This is a genomic window from Streptosporangium sp. NPDC050855 (genome assembly GCF_044456585.1).
Lineage (GTDB): Bacteria > Actinomycetota > Actinomycetes > Streptosporangiales > Streptosporangiaceae > Streptosporangium > Streptosporangium longisporum.
This window is the reverse complement of sequence record NZ_JBITFY010000001.1, coordinates 672,393-690,084: the sequence shown is the minus strand read 5'-3', so window position 1 is coordinate 690,084 and position 17,692 is coordinate 672,393. Positions and strand designations below refer to the sequence as shown.

Below are 17,692 nucleotides of genomic sequence, written 5' to 3'. Positions count from 1 at the left end.
CCCCGGCCGGCCGGGGCTCCCACCGGCGAGAGCCCCGGCCGGCGGACCTCCTCCGGAGGGGACCCGGCCCGCGGGGGCCTTCCCGGAGGGGACCCGCGGGCCGGTCAGAAGCCGCCGCGCTGCCAGGGACCCCAGATGGCGAAGCTCATGCCCTGGGACGCCTGCATGTTGACGTAGAGGGTGTGGCCTCCGGGGCCGAAGGTCGAGCCGGCGAACTCGGCGCCGGAGTCGCCCTGGACCGGGGCCAGCCTGGAGAAGTCGAAGATCTGACCGGCGGCGGTGAGGCCGCGCAGATAGTTGCCGTCGGAGCCGTCCTCGCACAGGACCAGGGTGCCCCGGGGGCTGGTGGTGACGTTGTCCGGCAGGTCCAGGGTGACCGAGCCCGGCGACTCGTAGACCAGCTTGAGCCGGCCGCTCCACGTCTCGTACGCCCACACCTGGCCGCGTCCCTTGCCGTAGCCGCCGGGCGGGGTGTCGCCGGGCGCGGTCGCGCCGCCCTGGGTGGAGACGAAGTAGATCGTGCCGTGGTGGCTGACCGCCCCCTCCAGCCGGGAGAAGAGCGCCGCCCCCTTGGCCCTGCCCTGGGAGGAGACCGCCAGCATGGCCGTCTCGTAGGTGGTGGTGCCGGTGTAGGTGGGGTCGGGGTCGTCGATGTCCACCCAGGTCGTCGCGTAGGAGGCCCCTGCGGGCTGGCCGATCGAGAGGTCCTTGTTCGGGGCGCCCTGCACGGCCAGCATCTGCAGCCTGCCGCCGTCGAGGATGCGGCCCGCGGTCAGCGGGTTCTTGGGGGGCAGGTACCGGTAGAAGCCCGACGGGTAGAGGAAGTCGTCCTCGGTGAGGTACAGCGCGCCGGTGAGCGGGTCGAACGCGGCCGACTCGTGGGCGAACCGCCCGGCGCTCCTGATCGGCACGCGGCCGCGGCCGTCGATCGGGACCTCGAAGACGTAGCCGTGCTTCTGGGTCAGCTTGCTGTTGTCCTGGCCGGTGGGGTCGTTGCCCACGTCGGGGCCGTTGACGGTCTCCTCGCAGCTCACCCAGGCACCCCAGGGCATCGGCCCGCCCGAGCAGTTCATCTGGGTGCCGGTCAGGCTGGGGGCGGAGGCGAGCACCTCGCCGTAGCGGCTGACCCGGAGCGTGGAGGTGCCGCCGCCGGCCGCCGGGTCGTAGGCCTTGGCCGGGTCGCCGAACGCGCCGACCGGCCCGTTGACCTCGTGGTTGCGGACCAGGATCGCGCTGGTTCCGGGCCCCCGGAAGGCGGCCATGCCGTCGTGCCGCGAGGGGACGACCGAACCGTCGGTGAACGTGTCGCCGGCGACGCTGAAGGAGCGGTAGTGGAAACCGGAGGGCAGGTGGAGGCGGACCACGCCGTCCCGCTCGTCCGCGACCGGAACCAGCGGCCCGTAGCCGCTCCCGGAGCGGAGCTGCCCGCTCTGTCCCGCCCGCGCGACCCCGGCGAAGGGCCCGGCCACCCCGATCGCCGCCAGTGCGGTGCTCCGGGCGAGGAAACGGCGACGATCCATCTGTGGCTCCCTTGGATCAGGTACGTTCACGCAACGTTAATCTGTTCCGGAGGACCGCTATAGGGCATTTATGAATAATTAATAATCCGGAAAGGTAAACGACTCCTCTCTTGTCGGCTTCCGGTGCCCATAGGTTTCTTCGAGCCTTTTGACGCTTTTGGTGTTCGTGGTGTTCGTGGTGCCGACGATGCCACCGGTGCCCGATGTCCCTCGACGTGCCTCGACGTGCCTCGACGCCGTCCGCGCGGAGCCCCGGACGGGCCTCACTCCACCGTGACCGACTTGGCGAGGTTGCGGGGCTGGTCGACGTCGTGCCCCTTGGCCGTGGCCAGCTCGCAGGCGAAGACCTGCAGCGGCACCGTGGCCACCACCGGCTGGAGCAGGGTCGGCACCGCCGGGATGTGGATCAGCGTGTCGGCGTACGGCTCGACCGCGAGGTCGCCCTCCTCGGCGATGACCAGGGTCCTGGCGCCGCGGGCCCGGATCTCCTGGATGTTGGACACGATCTTGTCGTGGATCACCCGCTGGCCGGTCGGGGAGGGGACCACGACCACCACCGGCAGCCCCGCGTCGATCAGCGCGATCGGGCCGTGCTTGAGCTCGCCCGCGGCGAACCCTTCGGCGTGCATGTAGGCCAGCTCCTTGAGCTTGAGCGCCCCCTCCAGCGCGACCGGGAAACCCACGTGCCGCCCGAGGAACAGCACGCACCGCTCGCTCGCCAGCGACCTGGCCAGCGCGCGGACCGGCTCGACCGTCGCCAGCACCTCGCTCACCTTGGACGGCAGCTGCGCCAGCCGGTCGAAGATCTGGGTGATCTCGTCGCCGAACCTCGTGCCCCGCACCTGCGCGAGATAGAGCGCCACCAGGTAGCAGGCGACGAGCTGGGTCAGGAACGCCTTGGTGGAGGCCACCGCGACCTCCGGGCCCGCGTGCGTGTACAGGACGGCGTCGGACTCGCGGGAGATCGTGGAGCCGTTCACGTTGCAGATCGCCAGCACCCGGGAGCGCTGCCCGCGGGCGTGCCGTACCGCCATGAGGGTGTCCATGGTCTCGCCGGACTGGCTGATCACGATCACCAGTGTGTCGCGGTCGAGGATCGGGTCGCGGTAGCGGAACTCGCTGGCCACCTCGACCTCGCACGGCAGCCCGGCCCAGTGCTCGATGGCGTACTTCGCGATGAGCCCCGCGTGGTACGAGGTCCCGCAGGCGACCAGAATGATCTTGTTGATGTCCCGCAGCTCCTGGTCAGAGAGCCGCATCTCGTCCAGTGCCAGCCGGCCGTCCCGGCCGACCCTGCCGAGCAGCGTGTCGGCGACGGCCCTGGGCTGCTCGGCGATCTCCTTGAGCATGAAGTGGTCGTAGCCGTCCTTCTCGGCGGCAGCGGCGTCCCAGCCCACGTGGTAGTCGCGCGTCTCGGCCGGCATGCCGTTGAAGTCGACCACCGTGATCTTCGAGGGACGCAGCTCGACCACCTGGTCCTGGCCCAGCTCCACCGCCTCGCGCGTGTGGGCGATGAACGCCGCCACGTCCGAGCCGAGGAAGTTCTCCCCGTCCCCCCGGCCGACCACCAGCGGCGAGTTGCGCCGCGCCCCCACCACCACCTCGGGCTCGTCGGCCGAGATCGCCAGCAGCGTGAAGGCCCCCTCCAGGCGCAGGCAGACCCGGCGCATCGCCTCGGCCAGGCCCCCGGCGGCGAACTCCTCCAGCAGGTGCGCCACCACCTCGGTGTCGGTCTCGGAGACCAGCAGGTGCCCGGCGTCCTCCAGCTCGGCCCGGAGCGCGGCGAAGTTCTCGATGATCCCGTTGTGGATGACCGCGATCCGCCCCGCGCAGTCGGTGTGCGGGTGGGCGTTGCGGTCGGTCGGGGCCCCGTGCGTGGCCCACCGGGTGTGCCCGATCCCGGTCGTGGCCGGCGGCGTGGGCCGGGAGAGCAGCGCCGAGCGCAGGTTGGCCAGCTTGCCCGCCTGTTTCTCCACCGCCAGGCCGCCGGATCCCACCAGGGCCACCCCCGCGGAGTCGTACCCCCGGTACTCCAGCCGTCCCAGCCCCTCGACCGCGACCTCGATCGCCTGCCGCCGCCCGGTGTATCCCACGATCCCGCACATGGCCACCCCCCTTCCTTGAGGATCGGCCACCGTACCTATGGAGAACCCCCAGCGCAGCCCAAGAATCCCGCCCGGCGCCCCGGCCGGAGCGCGCCCCGGTGCGATCAGTAGGCTCATGCACCATGGCCAACGGTCCTGACGCCGCGACACCGTACGTGCAGCTGAGCCGATCCCGGTGGAGCGAGCTGCGCAGGAACACCCCGCTGACGCTCACCGCGGAGGAGCTGGAGGAGCTGCGCGGCCTCGACGACCCGATCGACCTGGCCGAGGTCACCGACATCTACCTGCCGCTCACCCGGCTGCTCAACCTGCACTTCACCGGCGCCCGGCAGCGCAGCGCGGCGCTGAACACCTTCCTCGGCGGCGGGCGTCGGGCGGCCCCGTACGTGCTGGGCATCGCCGGCAGCGTCGCGGTCGGCAAGTCGACCACCGCCAGGCTGCTGCACACCCTGCTGGCCCGCTGGCCCGAGCACCCCCGGGTGGACCTGATCACCACCGACAGCTTCCTGTTCCCCAACGAGGTGCTCACCGCCCGGGACATCATGCACCGCAAGGGCTTCCCGGAGAGCTACGACCGGCGGGCCCTGGTCAGGTTCGTCGCCGACGTCAAGGCGGGCCTGCCCGAGGTCACCGCCCCCGTCTACAGCCACCTGGAGTACGACATCGTGGCCGGCGCGGTCCAGACCGTGCGCAGCCCCGACATCCTCATCGTCGAGGGCCTGAACGTGCTCCAGCCCGCACCGCCCACCGCGCTGGCGATCAACGACTACTTCGACTTCTCGATCTACGTGGACGCCAAGGTCGAGCACATCCGCGACTGGTACGTGGACCGCTTCCACAAGCTGCGCCGGACGGCCTTCGAGGACCCCAAGTCCTACTTCAGGCACCTCGCCGAGCTGTCGGAGGAGGAGGCGACCGACTTCGCCAGGAACGTCTGGCGCGACATCAACGAGCGCAACCTCGTCGAGAACATCTCCCCCACCCGGGGCCGGGCCGACCTGGTGCTGCACAAGGGCGCCGACCACTCGATCAGGCGCGTCAGGCTCCGCCGCATCTGACCCGCCGCGGCCCTCGCCCCCGCCCCCGGCGCCTGACCGCCCCGGCAAAGGACGCGCACCGGACGAGCCCCGCTCTTCGCCGCCGTAGGGCGGGATCGCCGGACCGGGCCGTCGGGGGTCGGGGAGCCGCCGCGTGCCCGCACCGCCCGCGGGATTCAGCGAGCCGTGGCACAGGTCCTAGGGTTGGCCCGTGTTACATCTACGCGTGATCACCCCGGCGGAGTTGTCGGACGGGGTGCTGAAGGTGCTCGACGAGTGCGTCGGCGTCGTCAACATCGTCGTGTTCCCCGGCGCCGCGCGCTCCCCCGCCGGTGACCTCGTACAGTTCGACATCGCCAGGGAGTCGGCCAACGAGGTGATCGACCGGCTGCAGGAGCTGGGCCTGCACGCCGAGGGGTCGATCGCGGCCGAGCAGATCGACCTGTCCATCTCCGAGGTGGCCGACCGCGCCCGGGAGGAGGCGCCCGGTGACGGGGACGACGCCGTGGTCTGGGCCGAGTTCGCCCAGCGGCTGGAGGAGGACATCCAGCTCACCTGGGCCTTCATGGCGTTCCTGACGATCGCCACGCTGCTCGCCGCGATCGGCGTGATCGTCAACTCGCCGATCCTCATCATCGGCGCGATGGTGATGGGGCCGGAGTTCGGCGCGGTCGCGGCGATCTGCTTCGGCCTGATCCGCGTCGACCGCGATCTGATCGGCCGCGCGCTCCGCACCCTGGTCCTGGGCTTCGCCATCGCCCTGGCGATCGCCCTGGTCTTCGCGCTGGCCGGACGCTGGCTCGGCTGGATCGGCGCCGGCTCGCTGGACGGGCACGAGGAGATCGAGTTCATCGTCAAGCCCGATCGATGGTCGTTCATGGTGGCGCTGCTCGCCGGGGCGGCCGGGGTGCTCTCGGTCACCGCGGGCAAGTCCTCGGCCCTGGTCGGCGTCTTCATCTCGGTCACCACGGTCCCCGCCGCCGGCTACTTCGCGGTCGCCGCCGCGCTCTCCCGCTGGGACGACATGGCCGGCTCCGCCCTCCAGCTCGGGGTGAACATCGCGGGCATGGTCATCTCCGGCGTGGTGACGCTCCTGATCCAGAAGGCCTACTGGTCCCGGTTCGGCATGCGGCTCCCGGCACGCCCCGGCCCCGGCTGACGACCGGCCCGCCGGGCCCCGCCCGTGACGACCGGCCCGTGACGACCGGCCCCCGTGCCGGGCCCGGGCGCCGGGCCCGTGGTCCCGCCCGGGTCCCGTCCGCCGGGTCGGCACCGGGCCTGCGGTCCCGCCCAGACCCGGGTCTGGGCTCCCACCCAGGTCCCGGCCGCCGGCCCCGGCGCTGCCCTTTCGGACGAGGGACGACTCGTTCGTATGGCCGAGGTGCCCCTCCCATCCCGGCCGATAAGGTCCGACCATGACTATCCTCGCCACCGAGGGACTGACCAGACGTTTCCCCCGGGTGACGGCGCTCGACCGGCTCACCGTCACCGTCGGCCCCGGCGTGACCGGCCTGGTGGGCGCCAACGGCGCGGGCAAATCCACGCTGATCAAGATCCTGCTCGGCCTGCTCGACCCCAGCGAGGGCGGCGCCCAGGTGCTCGGCATGGACGTGACGACCCACGGCGCCGAGATCCGCCGGGTCGTGGGGTACATGCCCGAGCACGACTGCCTGCCCCCCGACCTGTCGGCCACCGAGTTCACCGTGCACATGGCCCAGATGTCCGGCCTGCCGCGCACCGCCGCCCGCGAGCGCGCCGCCGACGTGCTGCGCCACGTGGGGCTGTACGAGGAGCGCTACCGGGCGATGGGCGGCTACTCCACCGGCATGAAGCAGCGCGTCAAGCTGGCCCAGGCCCTGGTGCACGACCCGCGCCTGGTGCTGCTGGACGAGCCGACCAACGGCCTCGACCCGGCCGGTCGCGACGAGATGCTCGCGCTGATCCGCAGGATCGGCTCGGACTTCGGCATCAGCGTGCTGGTCACCTCGCACCTGCTGGGCGAGCTGGAGCGGGTCTGCGACCACGTCATCGTGATCGACGGGGGCAAGCTGCTGCGCTCCTCGGCCATCGGCGAGTTCACCCAGCGCACCCAGACCGTCTCCGTCGAGGTGGAGGAGGGCCAGGACGCATTGGCGGCCCGGCTGACCGAGCTCGGCGAGACCGTCACCGCGCACGGCAGGACGCTGCTCGTCCACGTCCGCGCGCCGGAGACGTTCGACACGCTCCGCGACGCCGTCTGCGAGCTCGACCTCAGCCTGATCCGCGTGGAACAGGGCCGCCAGCGCATCGAGGACGTCTTCAGGGAGCCCGCCAGTGTCTGAGCCCACGGGTGTCATCCACGACATCGGATACCGCCACTACGAGGGGGCGCGGCTCGGACGCGGCCACGCCACCGCCGCGCTGACCGTGCACACCCTGCGCGGGATCTTCGGGCTCGGCCGTACCGTCCGCTCGAAGATCATTCCCTTCCTGCTGGTGGGCGTCATGATGCTGCCCGCGGTCGTCTCCATCGCGATCATGGCGCTGGCCAAGCAGGAGGGGATGCGCTACACCGAGTACGCGGTCGTCATGCAGGCGGTGCTCGCGATCTTCCTGGCCTCGCAGTCGCCGTACGCGGTCGCGCCGGACCTGCGCTTCCGGGTGCTGCCGCTCTACCTGTCGCGCCCGGTGACGCTGTGGGACTACGTCGGGGCGAAGCTCGCGGCGATGACGGCGGCCATGTTCCTGCTGCTGGCGGTGCCGCTCACGGTGCTGTTCATCGGCGAGGTGGTCATCGACCTGCCCGGGGAGACCCACACCGGCGCGTACCTCACCGCCATGGCCGGCGCGGTCTGCTACGCGGTGCTGCTGTCCTGCCTGGGCGTGGCCATCGCCTCGTTCACCCCGCGGCGGGGGCTGGGCGTCGCCTCGATCATCGCCTTCTACCTGCTCGCCTCCGCGGTCTCGACCGTGCTGTACGCGACGCTGGAGTCGATGGGCGACGACGCCATGGCCTCCTGGGCCTGGCTGATCAACCCGTTCTTCATGGTCGACGCCGCCGTGCACGTCGGGATCTTCGACGCGCCCCCGGCCTCCAGCGTCATCTACCCCTCCGGCGCCGGGCCCCTGGTCGCCGGAGCGCTCGTGCTCGTGCTGATCGTCCTGTCCGTGACGGCCCTGGTCGCGCGCTACCGTAAGGCGGCCTCCCGATGAACATCGAACTGGCCCAGGTCTCCCGCTGGTACGGCAACGTGGTCGCCGTCAACGACATCACCATGACCATCGGCCCCGGCGTCACCGGCCTGCTCGGCCCCAACGGGGCGGGCAAGTCCACGCTGCTGCACATGATGGCCGGGTTCCTGGCCCCCTCGGGCGGCACCGCGACCCTGGACGGCGCCCCGATCTGGCGCAACCACCAGATCTACCGCTCCATCGGCCTGGTCCCCGAGCGGGAGGCCGTCTACGGCTTCCTCACCGGCTGGCAGTTCGTGCTCTCCAGCGCCAGGCTGCACCGCCTGCCCAACCCCGACGACGCCGCCCGCAAGGCGCTCGCCCTGGTGGAGATGGAGAGCGCCAAGGACCGCAGGATCGAGACGTACTCCAAGGGCATGCGCCAGCGCGTCAAGGTGGCCGCCGCCCTGGTGCACGACCCGCAGGTCCTGCTGCTCGACGAGCCGTTCAACGGCATGGACCCGCGCCAGCGCCTGCACCTGATGGACCTGGTCCGCGCCATGGGCACCGCGGGCAAGACCATCCTGTTCAGCTCGCACATCCTGGAGGAGGTCGAGCGGGTCGCCCAGCACATCGAGGTGCTGGTGGCCGGCCGTCACGCCGCCTCCGGCGACTTCCGGGAGATCCGCCGCCGGATGACCGACCGGCCGCACCTGTTCCGGGTCCGCTCCAGCGACGACCGCCGCCTGGCGTCCGCGCTGATCGCCGACCCCTCCTCGGGCGCGGTGTCGCTGACCGAGGCGGGCCTGGAGGTGCAGGCCGTCGACTTCCGGCGCTTCACCCGGCTGCTGCCCAGGGTCGCCAAGGACGCGGGCGTACGCCTCTGGCAGGTCTCCCCTTCCGACGAAGACCTGGAGAGCGTCTTCTCCTACCTGATCAACAGGAGCAGCTGACCATGAACGGTGTCATCGCCGGACTCTCCTACCGGGCGCTCCTGGGCCGCCGCCGGATCTGGCTGCTGATCATGCTGCCGGTGGCGCTGATCGCCATGGCCGTCCTGCTGCGGTTCCTCGGTGCCGACGACGAGCGCAGCGCGGTCACGCTCATGCAGACCTTCGCCATCGGCACCATGCTCCCGCTGCTAGGCCTCATCGCGGGAACGGGGGTGATCGCCCCCGAGATCGACGACGGCACGATCATCCACCTGCTCTCCAAGCCGATCTCCCGGCCGGTGATCGCGCAGACCAAGTTCGTGGTCGCCGCCTCCCTGCTCGCGCTGTTCGGCACCGTGCCGACCTTCGTCGCGGCCTACCTGCTGGTGGGCACCGAGTCCGGGATCGCCTCCGGTTTCGCGCTCGGCTCGCTGGTCGGCGGGGTCGCCTACGCCGCGGTGTTCATGCTGCTGGGCGTGCTGACCCGGCACGCGGTGACGATCGGCATCGTCTACGCGCTCGTCTGGGAGGGCGTGGTCGGCAACTTCGTGCCCGGTGCCCGCCGCTTCTCCATCCAGCAGTGGGCCCAGACGGTCGCCGACCAGCTGTCGTCCTCGGCGTTCTTCTCCACCGAGATCGCCCTCGGCTTCGCCGTCCCGGCGCTCGCGATCGTCACCGTCGGCGCGGTCCTGTGGGCGGGCAGGCGCCTGCGGAGCTTCTCCCTCACCGGCGACGAGTAGGTCTCCCCGCGTCGTGCGCCCTCCGCCGGGGCGCACGACGTACCGGCCTGCGACGGGAAAAGGGCCGGACACGACGAGAGCACGGCCCGCACCGGAGTGCGGGCCGTGCTCTCGTCGTTCAGACGCAGGCGGTACGGACGACGTCGGCCAGGCGGCCGGCCAGCGACTCGGCCTGCTCGGCCGAGGCCGCCTCGACCATGACGCGGATCATCGGCTCGGTGCCGCTCGGCCGGATCAGCACCCGGCCGCTCTCGCCCAGCTCCGACTCCGCGGCGGTGACCGCCGCCGACAGCTCCGGGACCGAGGCCTTGGTCCGGTCCACGCCCTTGACGTTCACCAGCACCTGCGGCAGCCGGGTCATCACCGAGGCCAGTTCCGCCAGCGACCGCTTCTGCCGCGCGACCACCGCCAGCAGGTGGAGCGAGGTCAGCAGCCCGTCGCCGGTGGTGGCGTGGTCGAGCATCAGGACGTGGCCCGACTGCTCCCCGCCCAGGTTGTAGCCGCCCGCCCTCATGGCCTCCAGGACGTAACGGTCGCCCACGGCGGTCTCGACGACGTCGATGCCGGCGTTCTTCAGAGCGATCTTGAAGCCCAGGTTGGACATGACGGTGGCCACCACGGTGTCACCCGCCAGCGTGCCCTCGGCGTGCATGGCCATGGCCAGCACCGCCATGATCTGGTCGCCGTCGATGATCTCACCGGTGTGCGACACGGCCAGGCAGCGGTCGGCGTCGCCGTCATAGGCGATCCCGACGTCGGCGTTGCGGGAGACCACGATCTGCTGAAGCTTCTCCAGGTGGGTGGAGCCCACCCCGGCGTTGATGTTGAGACCGTCGGGGCGCGCCCCGATCGTCTCCACGGTGGCCCCGGCCCGCAGCAGCGCCTCGGGGGCCACCATGTGGGCGGCTCCGTGGGCGCAGTCGAGGACCACGCTGAGACCGTCGAGACGGCCGTCCACCGTGGACAGCACGTGGGACACGTAACGGTCGGCCTCGCCGTACGCCTCGCGTACGCGGCCGACCGAGGCACCGACAGGGCGCTCCCACTTCTCGCCGAGCCGCTGCTCGATCTCGTTCTCCACCGCGTCGGGCAGCTTGTATCCGCCGCGGGTGAGGAACTTGATCCCGTTGTCGGGAGCGGGATTGTGGGAGGCGGAGATCATCACGCCCATGTCGGCTCTGAGAGCCGTGGTCAGGTAAGCGACCGCCGGGGTGGGCAGCACGCCGAGCCGGAGAACGTCCACGCCGGACGACGCCAGGCCGGCGACCACCGCGGCCTCCAGGAACTCTCCTGAAGCGCGGGGGTCCCGGCCCACGACGGCGACGGGACGGTCTCGCCGCCCGCCGCCGTTGAACGCCCCGGCATCGCCGAGGACATGAGCCGCGGCCACGGACAGGTCCATGGCGAGCTCGGCCGTGAGGTCGCGACCGGCGACCCCACGTACCCCGTCGGTGCCGAAGAGGCGACCCAACTTAACGCTTGCTGTACTGGGGGGCCTTACGGGCCTTCTTGAGACCGTACTTCTTGCGCTCGGTGGCGCGGGCGTCACGGGTCAGGAAGCCGGCCTTCTTCAGCGGCGCCCGGTTGACCTCGACGTCCAGCGCGGTCAGCGCGCGGGACAGGCCCATGCGCAGGGCACCGGCCTGGCCGGTGACGCCGCCGCCGTTGATGCGGGCGATGACGTCGAACTGCTCCTCGGCACCGAGCACCACGAAGGGCTCGTTGACGATCTGCTGGTGCACCTTGTTCGGGAAGTAGTTCTCCAGCGTGCGGCCGTTGATCGTCCACTTGCCGGTGCCCGGCACGATGCGCACCCGGGCGACGGATTCCTTGCGGCGGCCCGTGCCGTAGGAGTTACCGGTGGTGATGGGCTTGCGGACGGCGGCGTCAGTGCCGCCGGCAGTGGACTCGGAGGTGTACTCGGAGGGGAACTCCTCCGCGGAGTACGCTTCCTGATCGCCCTCGACGGGCGTCTCGACACCGGTGGGCTCAGCCACGGTTCTCCTCTAACTTTCCTACTCGGCGCCGGCCCTCGGCCGACGCTGCTGGCGACAAGCGGCTAGCGACTACTGGGCGATCTGGGTGAGCTCGAAGGGCACCGGCTGCTGCGCCTGGTGCGGGTGCTCGGAACCGGCGTAGACCTTGAGCTTTTTGATCATCTTCCGGCCCAGGGCGTTCTTCGGCAGCATGCCCTTCACGGCCTTCTCGACGGCGCGGTCGGGACGCTTGTCCATCAGCTCGCCGTAGGTCATGGAGCGCAGCCCGCCCGGGTAGCCCGAGTGGCGGTACGCCTTCTTCTGCTCAAGCTTGTTGCCGGTCAGCGCGATCTTGTCGGCGTTGATGACGATGACGAAGTCACCGGTGTCGACATGGTTGGCGAAGGTCGGCTTGTGCTTACCGCGAAGCAGGATCGCGACGTGGCTGGCCAGCCGGCCGAGCACGATGTCGGTGGCGTCGATGATGTGCCACTGACGCTCGACTTCGGCAGGCTTGGGTGTGTACGTGCGCACGGTCGTATGCCTTCTTTGGTCGCGTCGTCGGCGCTGTCGGAGGTGACAGCAACATGGTCGGTAGGTGCGGGCACACGACAGCCCGGACCTTCCGTCTCCAAGGAAAAGAGGAGATGACGCCGGACGCGCCGCGTATCGGTCTGCAGAGGAGACCAATTCGCACACAACGAACTAGCAGAATACCGGTGCGGATGAGCGCTGGTCAAAACGACGGGCTCCACACCGGTACCCGGGCAGTCTACCCGGGCCCGGCCGGTGCCCGGGGCCGCCGCGCCGCGATCCGCCGGGCCCCGGCCGGGCCCTTCTCACGGAACGGTTTTGATTCGTTCTCAATATTCCCTTCTTCATCACCCCGAACATCCCTATCTTTGATAGCGGTATGTGGCAGCTTCCTCACGCCCGGCGTACCCAGCGAGCGCGGTTGCGTCGCATGGGGATGTTCGCGTGCCTGGCCGCCGTCCTGCTGGCCGGCTTCTTCATCGGCCGCAACAGCCGCGAGGGCACGGCCGTCGACCAGATCTACCTGGACAACGCAGGCCCCGCCAGGGCCACGCCGACCGACGGAGCGGCGGCGGGCCGGGCGGACGAGCAGCCGGACGAGCAGCGCGCCCCGCTGGCCCGGGCCGTCCGCCCCACCGCCTCCCAGAACCGGCGCCCGCGTCCCTCCGGGGCCGCCACCCCGTCCACCGGCGACCGCACCGGCCCGGGCGGCCCCTCCCGCTACCTGCTCAACGGCGACGACGCCGCCAGCTCCGCCCTCGCGGCGATGGAGCGGGAGGTCGTCCGCCTGATCAACGTCGAGCGCAGGCGGGCCGGGTGCGGGCCACTCCGGATGGACAGGAGGCTGGCCAGGTCGGCCGGGAGGCACTCGGCCGAGATGGCGGCCCGCGGAGCCCTCTCCCACACCTCCCCCGACGGCACCTCGCCCTGGGAGCGGATGGAGGCGGCCGGCTACCGGGACGGCGGCGCCGAGAACATCGGCCGCGGCTACACCTCACCGGACGAGGCGGTGGCCAACTGGATGAAGACCTCCGGGCACCGCCGCAACATCCTCAACTGCGAGCTCAGGGCCACCGGCGTCGGAGCCGTCCAGGGGGTCGACGGGCCCTGGTGGACCCAGGACTTCGGATACTCCTGAGGCCCGTGGCCCCGATACCGGGCTACCCTCGGCGCATGGGTTTTCCCGTGGAGCCGCCGCGCCGCCGGCCTTACAACCGGCCCGACGCACCGCCCGACCGGCCCGACGCACCGCCGCCCGCGCAGGACCGGCACTGGTTCGACCCCTCGGCACGCGACCGCCCCTCCGGGCCTCCCGGTGCCCCGGGCCCTTCCGGGCCTCCCGGCGCCCCAGGTCCTTCCCGGGCTCCCGGCGCCCGAGGCCCTTCCGGTGCTCCCGGCGACTCCGGCCGTCCCGGCGCCCCCGGAGCCTTCGGCGCTCCGGGGCCTTTCGGTGCCCCCGGCTCCTTCGGCGATCCCGGGACCACCGATGCCCGCGGACCCTTCGGGGCCACCGACGCCCCCGGAGCCTTCGGGCCGCCCGGGGCGCCCGAGGACCCTCGCGCCGCCGAGACGGTCGAGGGCAGGCGGAGCGGGCGGGGCTCGCGAGGTTCGCGGGGCTCCGCGCCGCCCGCCGGATCCCCCCGCTCGCAGAAGACCCCGAAGGAACGGCCGCCCCAGCGGATGTGGAGCCCTTACGACGAGGGCCCCCGTTCGTACCGCCCGATCTTCATCGCGGCCGGGGCGTTCGCCCTCCTGGTCGCCGGGGGCGTCGGCCTGGCCATGCTGGCCCGGTCCGACCCCGCGCCGGGCCCCGGCTCGGCGAGCCCGGCGGCGGAGAACCCCGCCGCGCCGACCGTCGAGATCCCCAGCGGCGAGTTCGGCTTCGCCTCCTCCCGCGCCAAGGACCCGCATCCCCTGACCCTGAAGGAGCTGTTCGGGCGCGAGAAGGTACGGGCCGGCGACCAGACCTATCTGATGACCACCCGCAGGCTCGACAAGAAGTGCGAGGAGGCAGTGGTGGGGACCAAGCTGAAGAAGGCGCTCACCGCCGCCAAGTGCACCCAGCTGCTGCGCGCCAGCTTCCGGGACTCCTCCGGGAAGATCATCGGCACCGTGGGGGTAGCCAACCTCAAGACCTCGGCCGGGGCGACCAAGGTGATCGCCGTCAAGTCGGACAAGAAGCAGGAGGAGTACCTCAAGGCGCTGCCCGGCAAGGACAAGGTCACCAAGCTTCTCGGCGCGGGACAGGCGTCGGTCGGCTACTGGACCCACGGCCACTACGCGATCCTGGTCTGGTTCCAGTACAAGGACGGCCACCTGCCCAAGAAGACCGAGGCCAAGAAGCTGAGCCGGACGGCGTACGCCGTGGTGGACGCGACCGTCACCCCCGCGCTGGACTCGCGTTCCCTGACCGGCAAGCGGCCCTGACCAAGGAGCCATACCACCGTTTTCGGGCATGAATCCGGCAGACGATACGGCCATACCCGCATGGCGATCTCCGGCTGTCGCTAGGCTTCGGCGTATGCGTGGCCAGGAATCCGGGTCCGATCAGCACCGTGACACCGAGGGTTCGGCGGCACCGGCGACGCCACCGCCGAGTTTCGGCCGACCCTCGCCACACGTGCTGCGGGCCGAAGTCGCAGGTGAAGAGCAGTCTCCCAGCCCCTCCGCGTGGCCGGAGCCGGCCCCGGGAGCGGCTTCGCCATGGACGGTTCCCGTGGACGACGGGGTCCCCTACGACTGGTACGCCCAGCCGGAGGAGGACCCGCCTCCGGGCTGGTCCGACCCGCCGTCACAGCCTCCCGCGCCTCCGGCCGACCCGCACGCCGGGCCCGCCTGGACCGGCCTGCCCCGAGAGGCCACCGGGCCGGGCTCCCCGGCTCCCGGTCTCCCTGCTCCGGGATCTTCGTCCCAAGGTTCTCCGGTCCCGGGCGGCCCCTCGGTTCCGGGCGGTCCTTCGGGCTTCGGCCCCTCGGGTCCCCTCGGCCCCCCGGGCCCCGCTCCCGCGACTCCCGGCTCCCCGGGTGCCGGCCCGTCGGGTCCGTCCGGTTCGGGTCCGTCCGGTTCGGGTCCGTCGGGCTCGGGACCGTCGGGCTCGGGACCGTCGGGTTCCGGGCCGCTGGGCCCGCTCGGTCCTCTCGGGCCCTCGGGCTCCGGCGTCCCGGGCACCTTCGGCCTCTCGGACCCCGCCGTCCCCGGCTCCGGCGCGTCCGGCTCCGGCCTGCCCGGCTCCGGGCCCTCCGGCCCGCTCGGTCCTCAGGGTCTTCAAGGTCCTCAGGGTCCTCAGGGCCCCGGCCCTTCGGATCCCGGCGCCTCGGGCTCCGGCCCTTCAGGCTCCGGCCCTTCGGGGTCCGGCCTCTCGGATCCCCTGAACGCTCCGGCACCCGGCCTCCAGGCCCACGGCCCCTCGGGGTCGGGTCCCCTGGGCCCGCTCGGCGCTCCGGCTCCCGGCCTCATGGCTCCCCGCCCCGCGACCTTCGATGCCCCGAGCCCCGGTGCCCCGGGCCCCGGTCTGCCCGGCCCCGGTCTGCCCGGCTCCGGTCTGCCGGGGTCCGGGCCTGCCGACCTTCTCGACCCCTCCGATCCCGGTCACCCGGTTCACGGTCGTGACCCCGCGGGTCCCGCGGGTCCCCCCTGGAACGACTTCTCCCGGCCCGAGCCGGCTCCCCCTGCGTGGATCAACTCCCCCACGCCCCCCGAGCCCGGCCGCCCCGCCTGGCCCGTACGGCCCGAGGGCTTCCCGCACGACCCCCTGGGCTCGTCACCGCAGGGTTCCCCGGCGTCGCCCGGTCCCGCCGGTTCGCCCTCGTCCGACGTCCTGAGCTCGTCGCCCGGTCCGGTGAGCCCGCCGGGCGATCGGACGCTCCCCGAGGGGCCCGTCGTCCCCGGGGCCCCGCCGTGGCAGCCGCCCCCGGCCTTCACCGCAGCCGCCGCGGGCATGCAGGTCTGGCCCGCCGCCGGACAGGAGTCCTCTCCCTGGCCCGCCGCCACCGGCGAGCCGGTCTGGTCCGATCCCGAGGAGTCGCCCGGCCGTCCCGGGGAGCCCGGGGACGTCGCCGTCTGGCCACCGGACGCCGTCTCGGCCGGCGAGACCGGCGAGACCACCGCCGATGTCCGGGGCGCCGTACCCGGCGCGTCCGGCAGGACGGGATCCCCGGCACCCGCGGTACCCGCGGTACCCGCGGCACCCGCGGCACCCGCCGAGTTCGGGCGGGCGGGAGCGCGAGCGCCCGGCACGCCCGACGCGGTGGAGTCTCCGGCGCCCCCCGCTCCCGAGGGGGCGGGACGGCAGGCGCCCGGCACCTTCGAGGAACCCGGACGGACGGGAGCGTGGGTCCCCGGTCACGCCGCCCCCGCCGACCAGGGCGCGTCGGCCCTGCACGGTCCGGCCCCGCGGCAGGAGCCACCGGCCGCCCCGCCCCTGCCTCCCGGCCCCCTCGCGTCCGCACCTCTCGCACCCTCCGCGCCCGTCGGGTCGCCCATCAGGTCGCACGTCGGGTCACCCGGCGCGTCCTCCGCACCCGTGGTGCCGCCGGTGACCCCGCCGGTGACGCCGCCGGTGAGGGAGCCGAGCGCGCAGTCGCCCGTGCCGCCCCTCGAGGAGTCCGACGAGCACGACACCGAGCAGGTCACGCGTCCCCGGACGGCCCGTTCCTCCCTGCCCGTCCCACCCCCGCCTCCGGTGGACGAGGCGACCCCGCCGGGCGGCATCCCGATCTTCCCGGCCCTGCCTGCGGTCCCCGCGCAGGCGGGCGGTCCGCAGGCGGGTACCGCATCGAGCGATCCGGCGACGGCGCGTGGCCCGTTCACGCCGCTGTCGGAGTTCACCCCCGAACCGCCGCCCGCCCCCCCGGCGCCGTCCCGCAGCCGGGCGAGCACGCTGTTGCTGGCGGCCGTGGTCTCGGTCGTGGTGATCGGCATCGGCATCGGTGCCTTCTTCGCCTACCGCTCCTTCAGCGCCGACCAGTCCGCGACCGCGGCGAACCCGATCCCCACCCCGGGAGAGGTGGACACCGGTGACGAACTGAACATCACCTCCGAGCCGGAGCCGGTCAACACCACGGTGCTCAACTCCGAGAAGACCGATCCGGGCACGGTGAAGGTGTCCGACGCCTTCGTCAAGAAGGTGACCCTGGCCGGGACCACGTTCACCCGGGTCAAGACCGACGTCACCGAGCGGTGCCACAAGGCCGCGGCCGGCAGGTTCGCCGACACCCTGCGCGACCAGGACTGCCGCCGGGTGCTGCGGGCGACGTACGTGGACGGCAAGCGCAGGTACGCCGTGACCACCGGGATCGCCGTGCTGCCCACCCGCGAGTCCGCGATCGCGGCCGACCGGGCCAAGAAGCTGGACGACAACCTGTGGTTCCGCGGCCTGCCCGCCGCGGCCGGCAGCGGGGCCGAGCGGGTGCACATCGCCGGCGGCTACGCGGCCGGGATGGTGTGGGGTCGCTACATCGTGTTCAGCTACGCCACCTTCAGCGACGGCCACACCCCGACCGCCAAGGAGAAGACCCTCGCCAAGGTCAGCGGGGCGTTCCGCGACCAGACCGCGAAGGTCGTCGAGCGGCGCGTCACGAGCTGAGCGTCCCCGGCCCAGGGCGTCCCGGACGTCACGGGCTCGGGCCTCACAGGCGGGTGGCCCGGACGTCATGGCCCGGACGTCACAGGCCCGTATGCCATGGGCCCGGACGTCACG

The 17,692-nt window shown here is 72.3% G+C and carries 14 protein-coding genes; 9 read left to right on the top strand and 5 right to left on the bottom strand.

Annotated features, from left to right (window positions below; translation table 11 throughout):
* Positions 1–104: 104 nt before the first annotated feature.
* Together ACIBCT_RS03300 and glmS are read right to left on the bottom strand one after the other, a co-directional pair.
* The gene (locus tag ACIBCT_RS03300; RefSeq protein WP_399185760.1) at positions 105–1,520 is read right to left on the bottom strand and encodes an alkaline phosphatase PhoX; all 1,416 of its coding nucleotides are present in this window, start codon (positions 1,518–1,520) and stop codon (positions 105–107) included.
* 263 nt (positions 1,521–1,783) lie between these two features.
* A complete protein-coding gene (glmS, locus tag ACIBCT_RS03295) occupies positions 1,784–3,625 on the bottom strand; it encodes a glutamine--fructose-6-phosphate transaminase (isomerizing) (protein WP_399186089.1) in 1,842 nt (613 codons plus the stop codon).
* Positions 3,626–3,747: 122 nt separating this feature from the next.
* Between glmS and coaA the strand changes: the two genes are divergently transcribed.
* From coaA to ACIBCT_RS03265, 6 genes are all read left to right on the top strand, one after another.
* A complete protein-coding gene (gene coaA / locus ACIBCT_RS03290; protein ID WP_399185759.1) occupies positions 3,748–4,683 on the top strand; it encodes a type I pantothenate kinase in 936 nt (311 codons plus the stop codon).
* A gap of 190 nt (positions 4,684–4,873) precedes the next feature.
* Positions 4,874–5,821, top strand: a complete 948-nt coding sequence (locus ACIBCT_RS03285) for a DUF389 domain-containing protein (RefSeq protein ID WP_399185758.1) — start codon at positions 4,874–4,876, stop codon at positions 5,819–5,821.
* Positions 5,822–6,077: 256 nt separating this feature from the next.
* A complete protein-coding gene (locus tag ACIBCT_RS03280) occupies positions 6,078–6,983 on the top strand; it encodes an ABC transporter ATP-binding protein (RefSeq protein WP_399185757.1) in 906 nt (301 codons plus the stop codon).
* On the top strand, positions 6,976–7,854 hold the full coding sequence (locus ACIBCT_RS03275; RefSeq protein ID WP_399185756.1) for an ABC transporter permease: 879 nt from the start codon (positions 6,976–6,978) through the stop codon (positions 7,852–7,854). Before ACIBCT_RS03280 ends, ACIBCT_RS03275 begins: the two co-directional genes overlap by 8 nt.
* Positions 7,851–8,765 (top strand): ABC transporter ATP-binding protein, encoded by a 915-nt coding sequence (locus tag ACIBCT_RS03270; RefSeq protein WP_399185755.1) that lies wholly within the window; start codon positions 7,851–7,853, stop codon positions 8,763–8,765. The genes ACIBCT_RS03275 and ACIBCT_RS03270 overlap by 4 nt, the downstream gene beginning before the upstream one ends.
* A 2-nt stretch (positions 8,766–8,767) precedes the next feature.
* Positions 8,768–9,484: an ABC transporter permease gene (locus ACIBCT_RS03265; protein WP_399185754.1), complete on the top strand. Its 717-nt coding sequence runs from the start codon at positions 8,768–8,770 to the stop codon at positions 9,482–9,484.
* Between the two features lie 118 nt (positions 9,485–9,602).
* On the opposite strand, the gene glmM is transcribed toward ACIBCT_RS03265, so the two are convergent.
* The 3 genes from glmM to rplM form a co-directional block, all read right to left on the bottom strand.
* Positions 9,603–10,955 (bottom strand): phosphoglucosamine mutase, encoded by a 1,353-nt coding sequence (glmM, locus tag ACIBCT_RS03260; protein ID WP_399185753.1) that lies wholly within the window; start codon positions 10,953–10,955, stop codon positions 9,603–9,605.
* A gap of 1 nt (position 10,956) precedes the next feature.
* Positions 10,957–11,481, bottom strand: a complete 525-nt coding sequence (gene rpsI, locus ACIBCT_RS03255; protein WP_344889966.1) for a 30S ribosomal protein S9 — start codon at positions 11,479–11,481, stop codon at positions 10,957–10,959.
* Positions 11,482–11,550: 69 nt separating this feature from the next.
* Complete coding sequence (rplM, locus tag ACIBCT_RS03250) at positions 11,551–11,994, bottom strand: 50S ribosomal protein L13 (RefSeq protein ID WP_399185752.1); 444 nt, start codon at positions 11,992–11,994, stop codon at positions 11,551–11,553.
* A 379-nt stretch (positions 11,995–12,373) separates the two neighbouring features.
* Here rplM and ACIBCT_RS03245 point away from each other — a divergent pair, with 379 nt between their 5' ends.
* From ACIBCT_RS03245 to ACIBCT_RS03235, 3 genes are all read left to right on the top strand, one after another.
* Positions 12,374–13,132: a CAP domain-containing protein gene (locus ACIBCT_RS03245; protein WP_399185751.1), complete on the top strand. Its 759-nt coding sequence runs from the start codon at positions 12,374–12,376 to the stop codon at positions 13,130–13,132.
* A gap of 542 nt (positions 13,133–13,674) precedes the next feature.
* Entirely contained in the window at positions 13,675–14,421 is a 747-nt protein-coding gene (locus tag ACIBCT_RS03240; RefSeq protein WP_399185750.1) for a hypothetical protein, read from the top strand.
* 1,411 nt (positions 14,422–15,832) lie between these two features.
* Positions 15,833–17,578: a hypothetical protein gene (locus ACIBCT_RS03235; protein ID WP_399185749.1), complete on the top strand. Its 1,746-nt coding sequence runs from the start codon at positions 15,833–15,835 to the stop codon at positions 17,576–17,578.
* Positions 17,579–17,692: the final 114 nt, after the last annotated feature.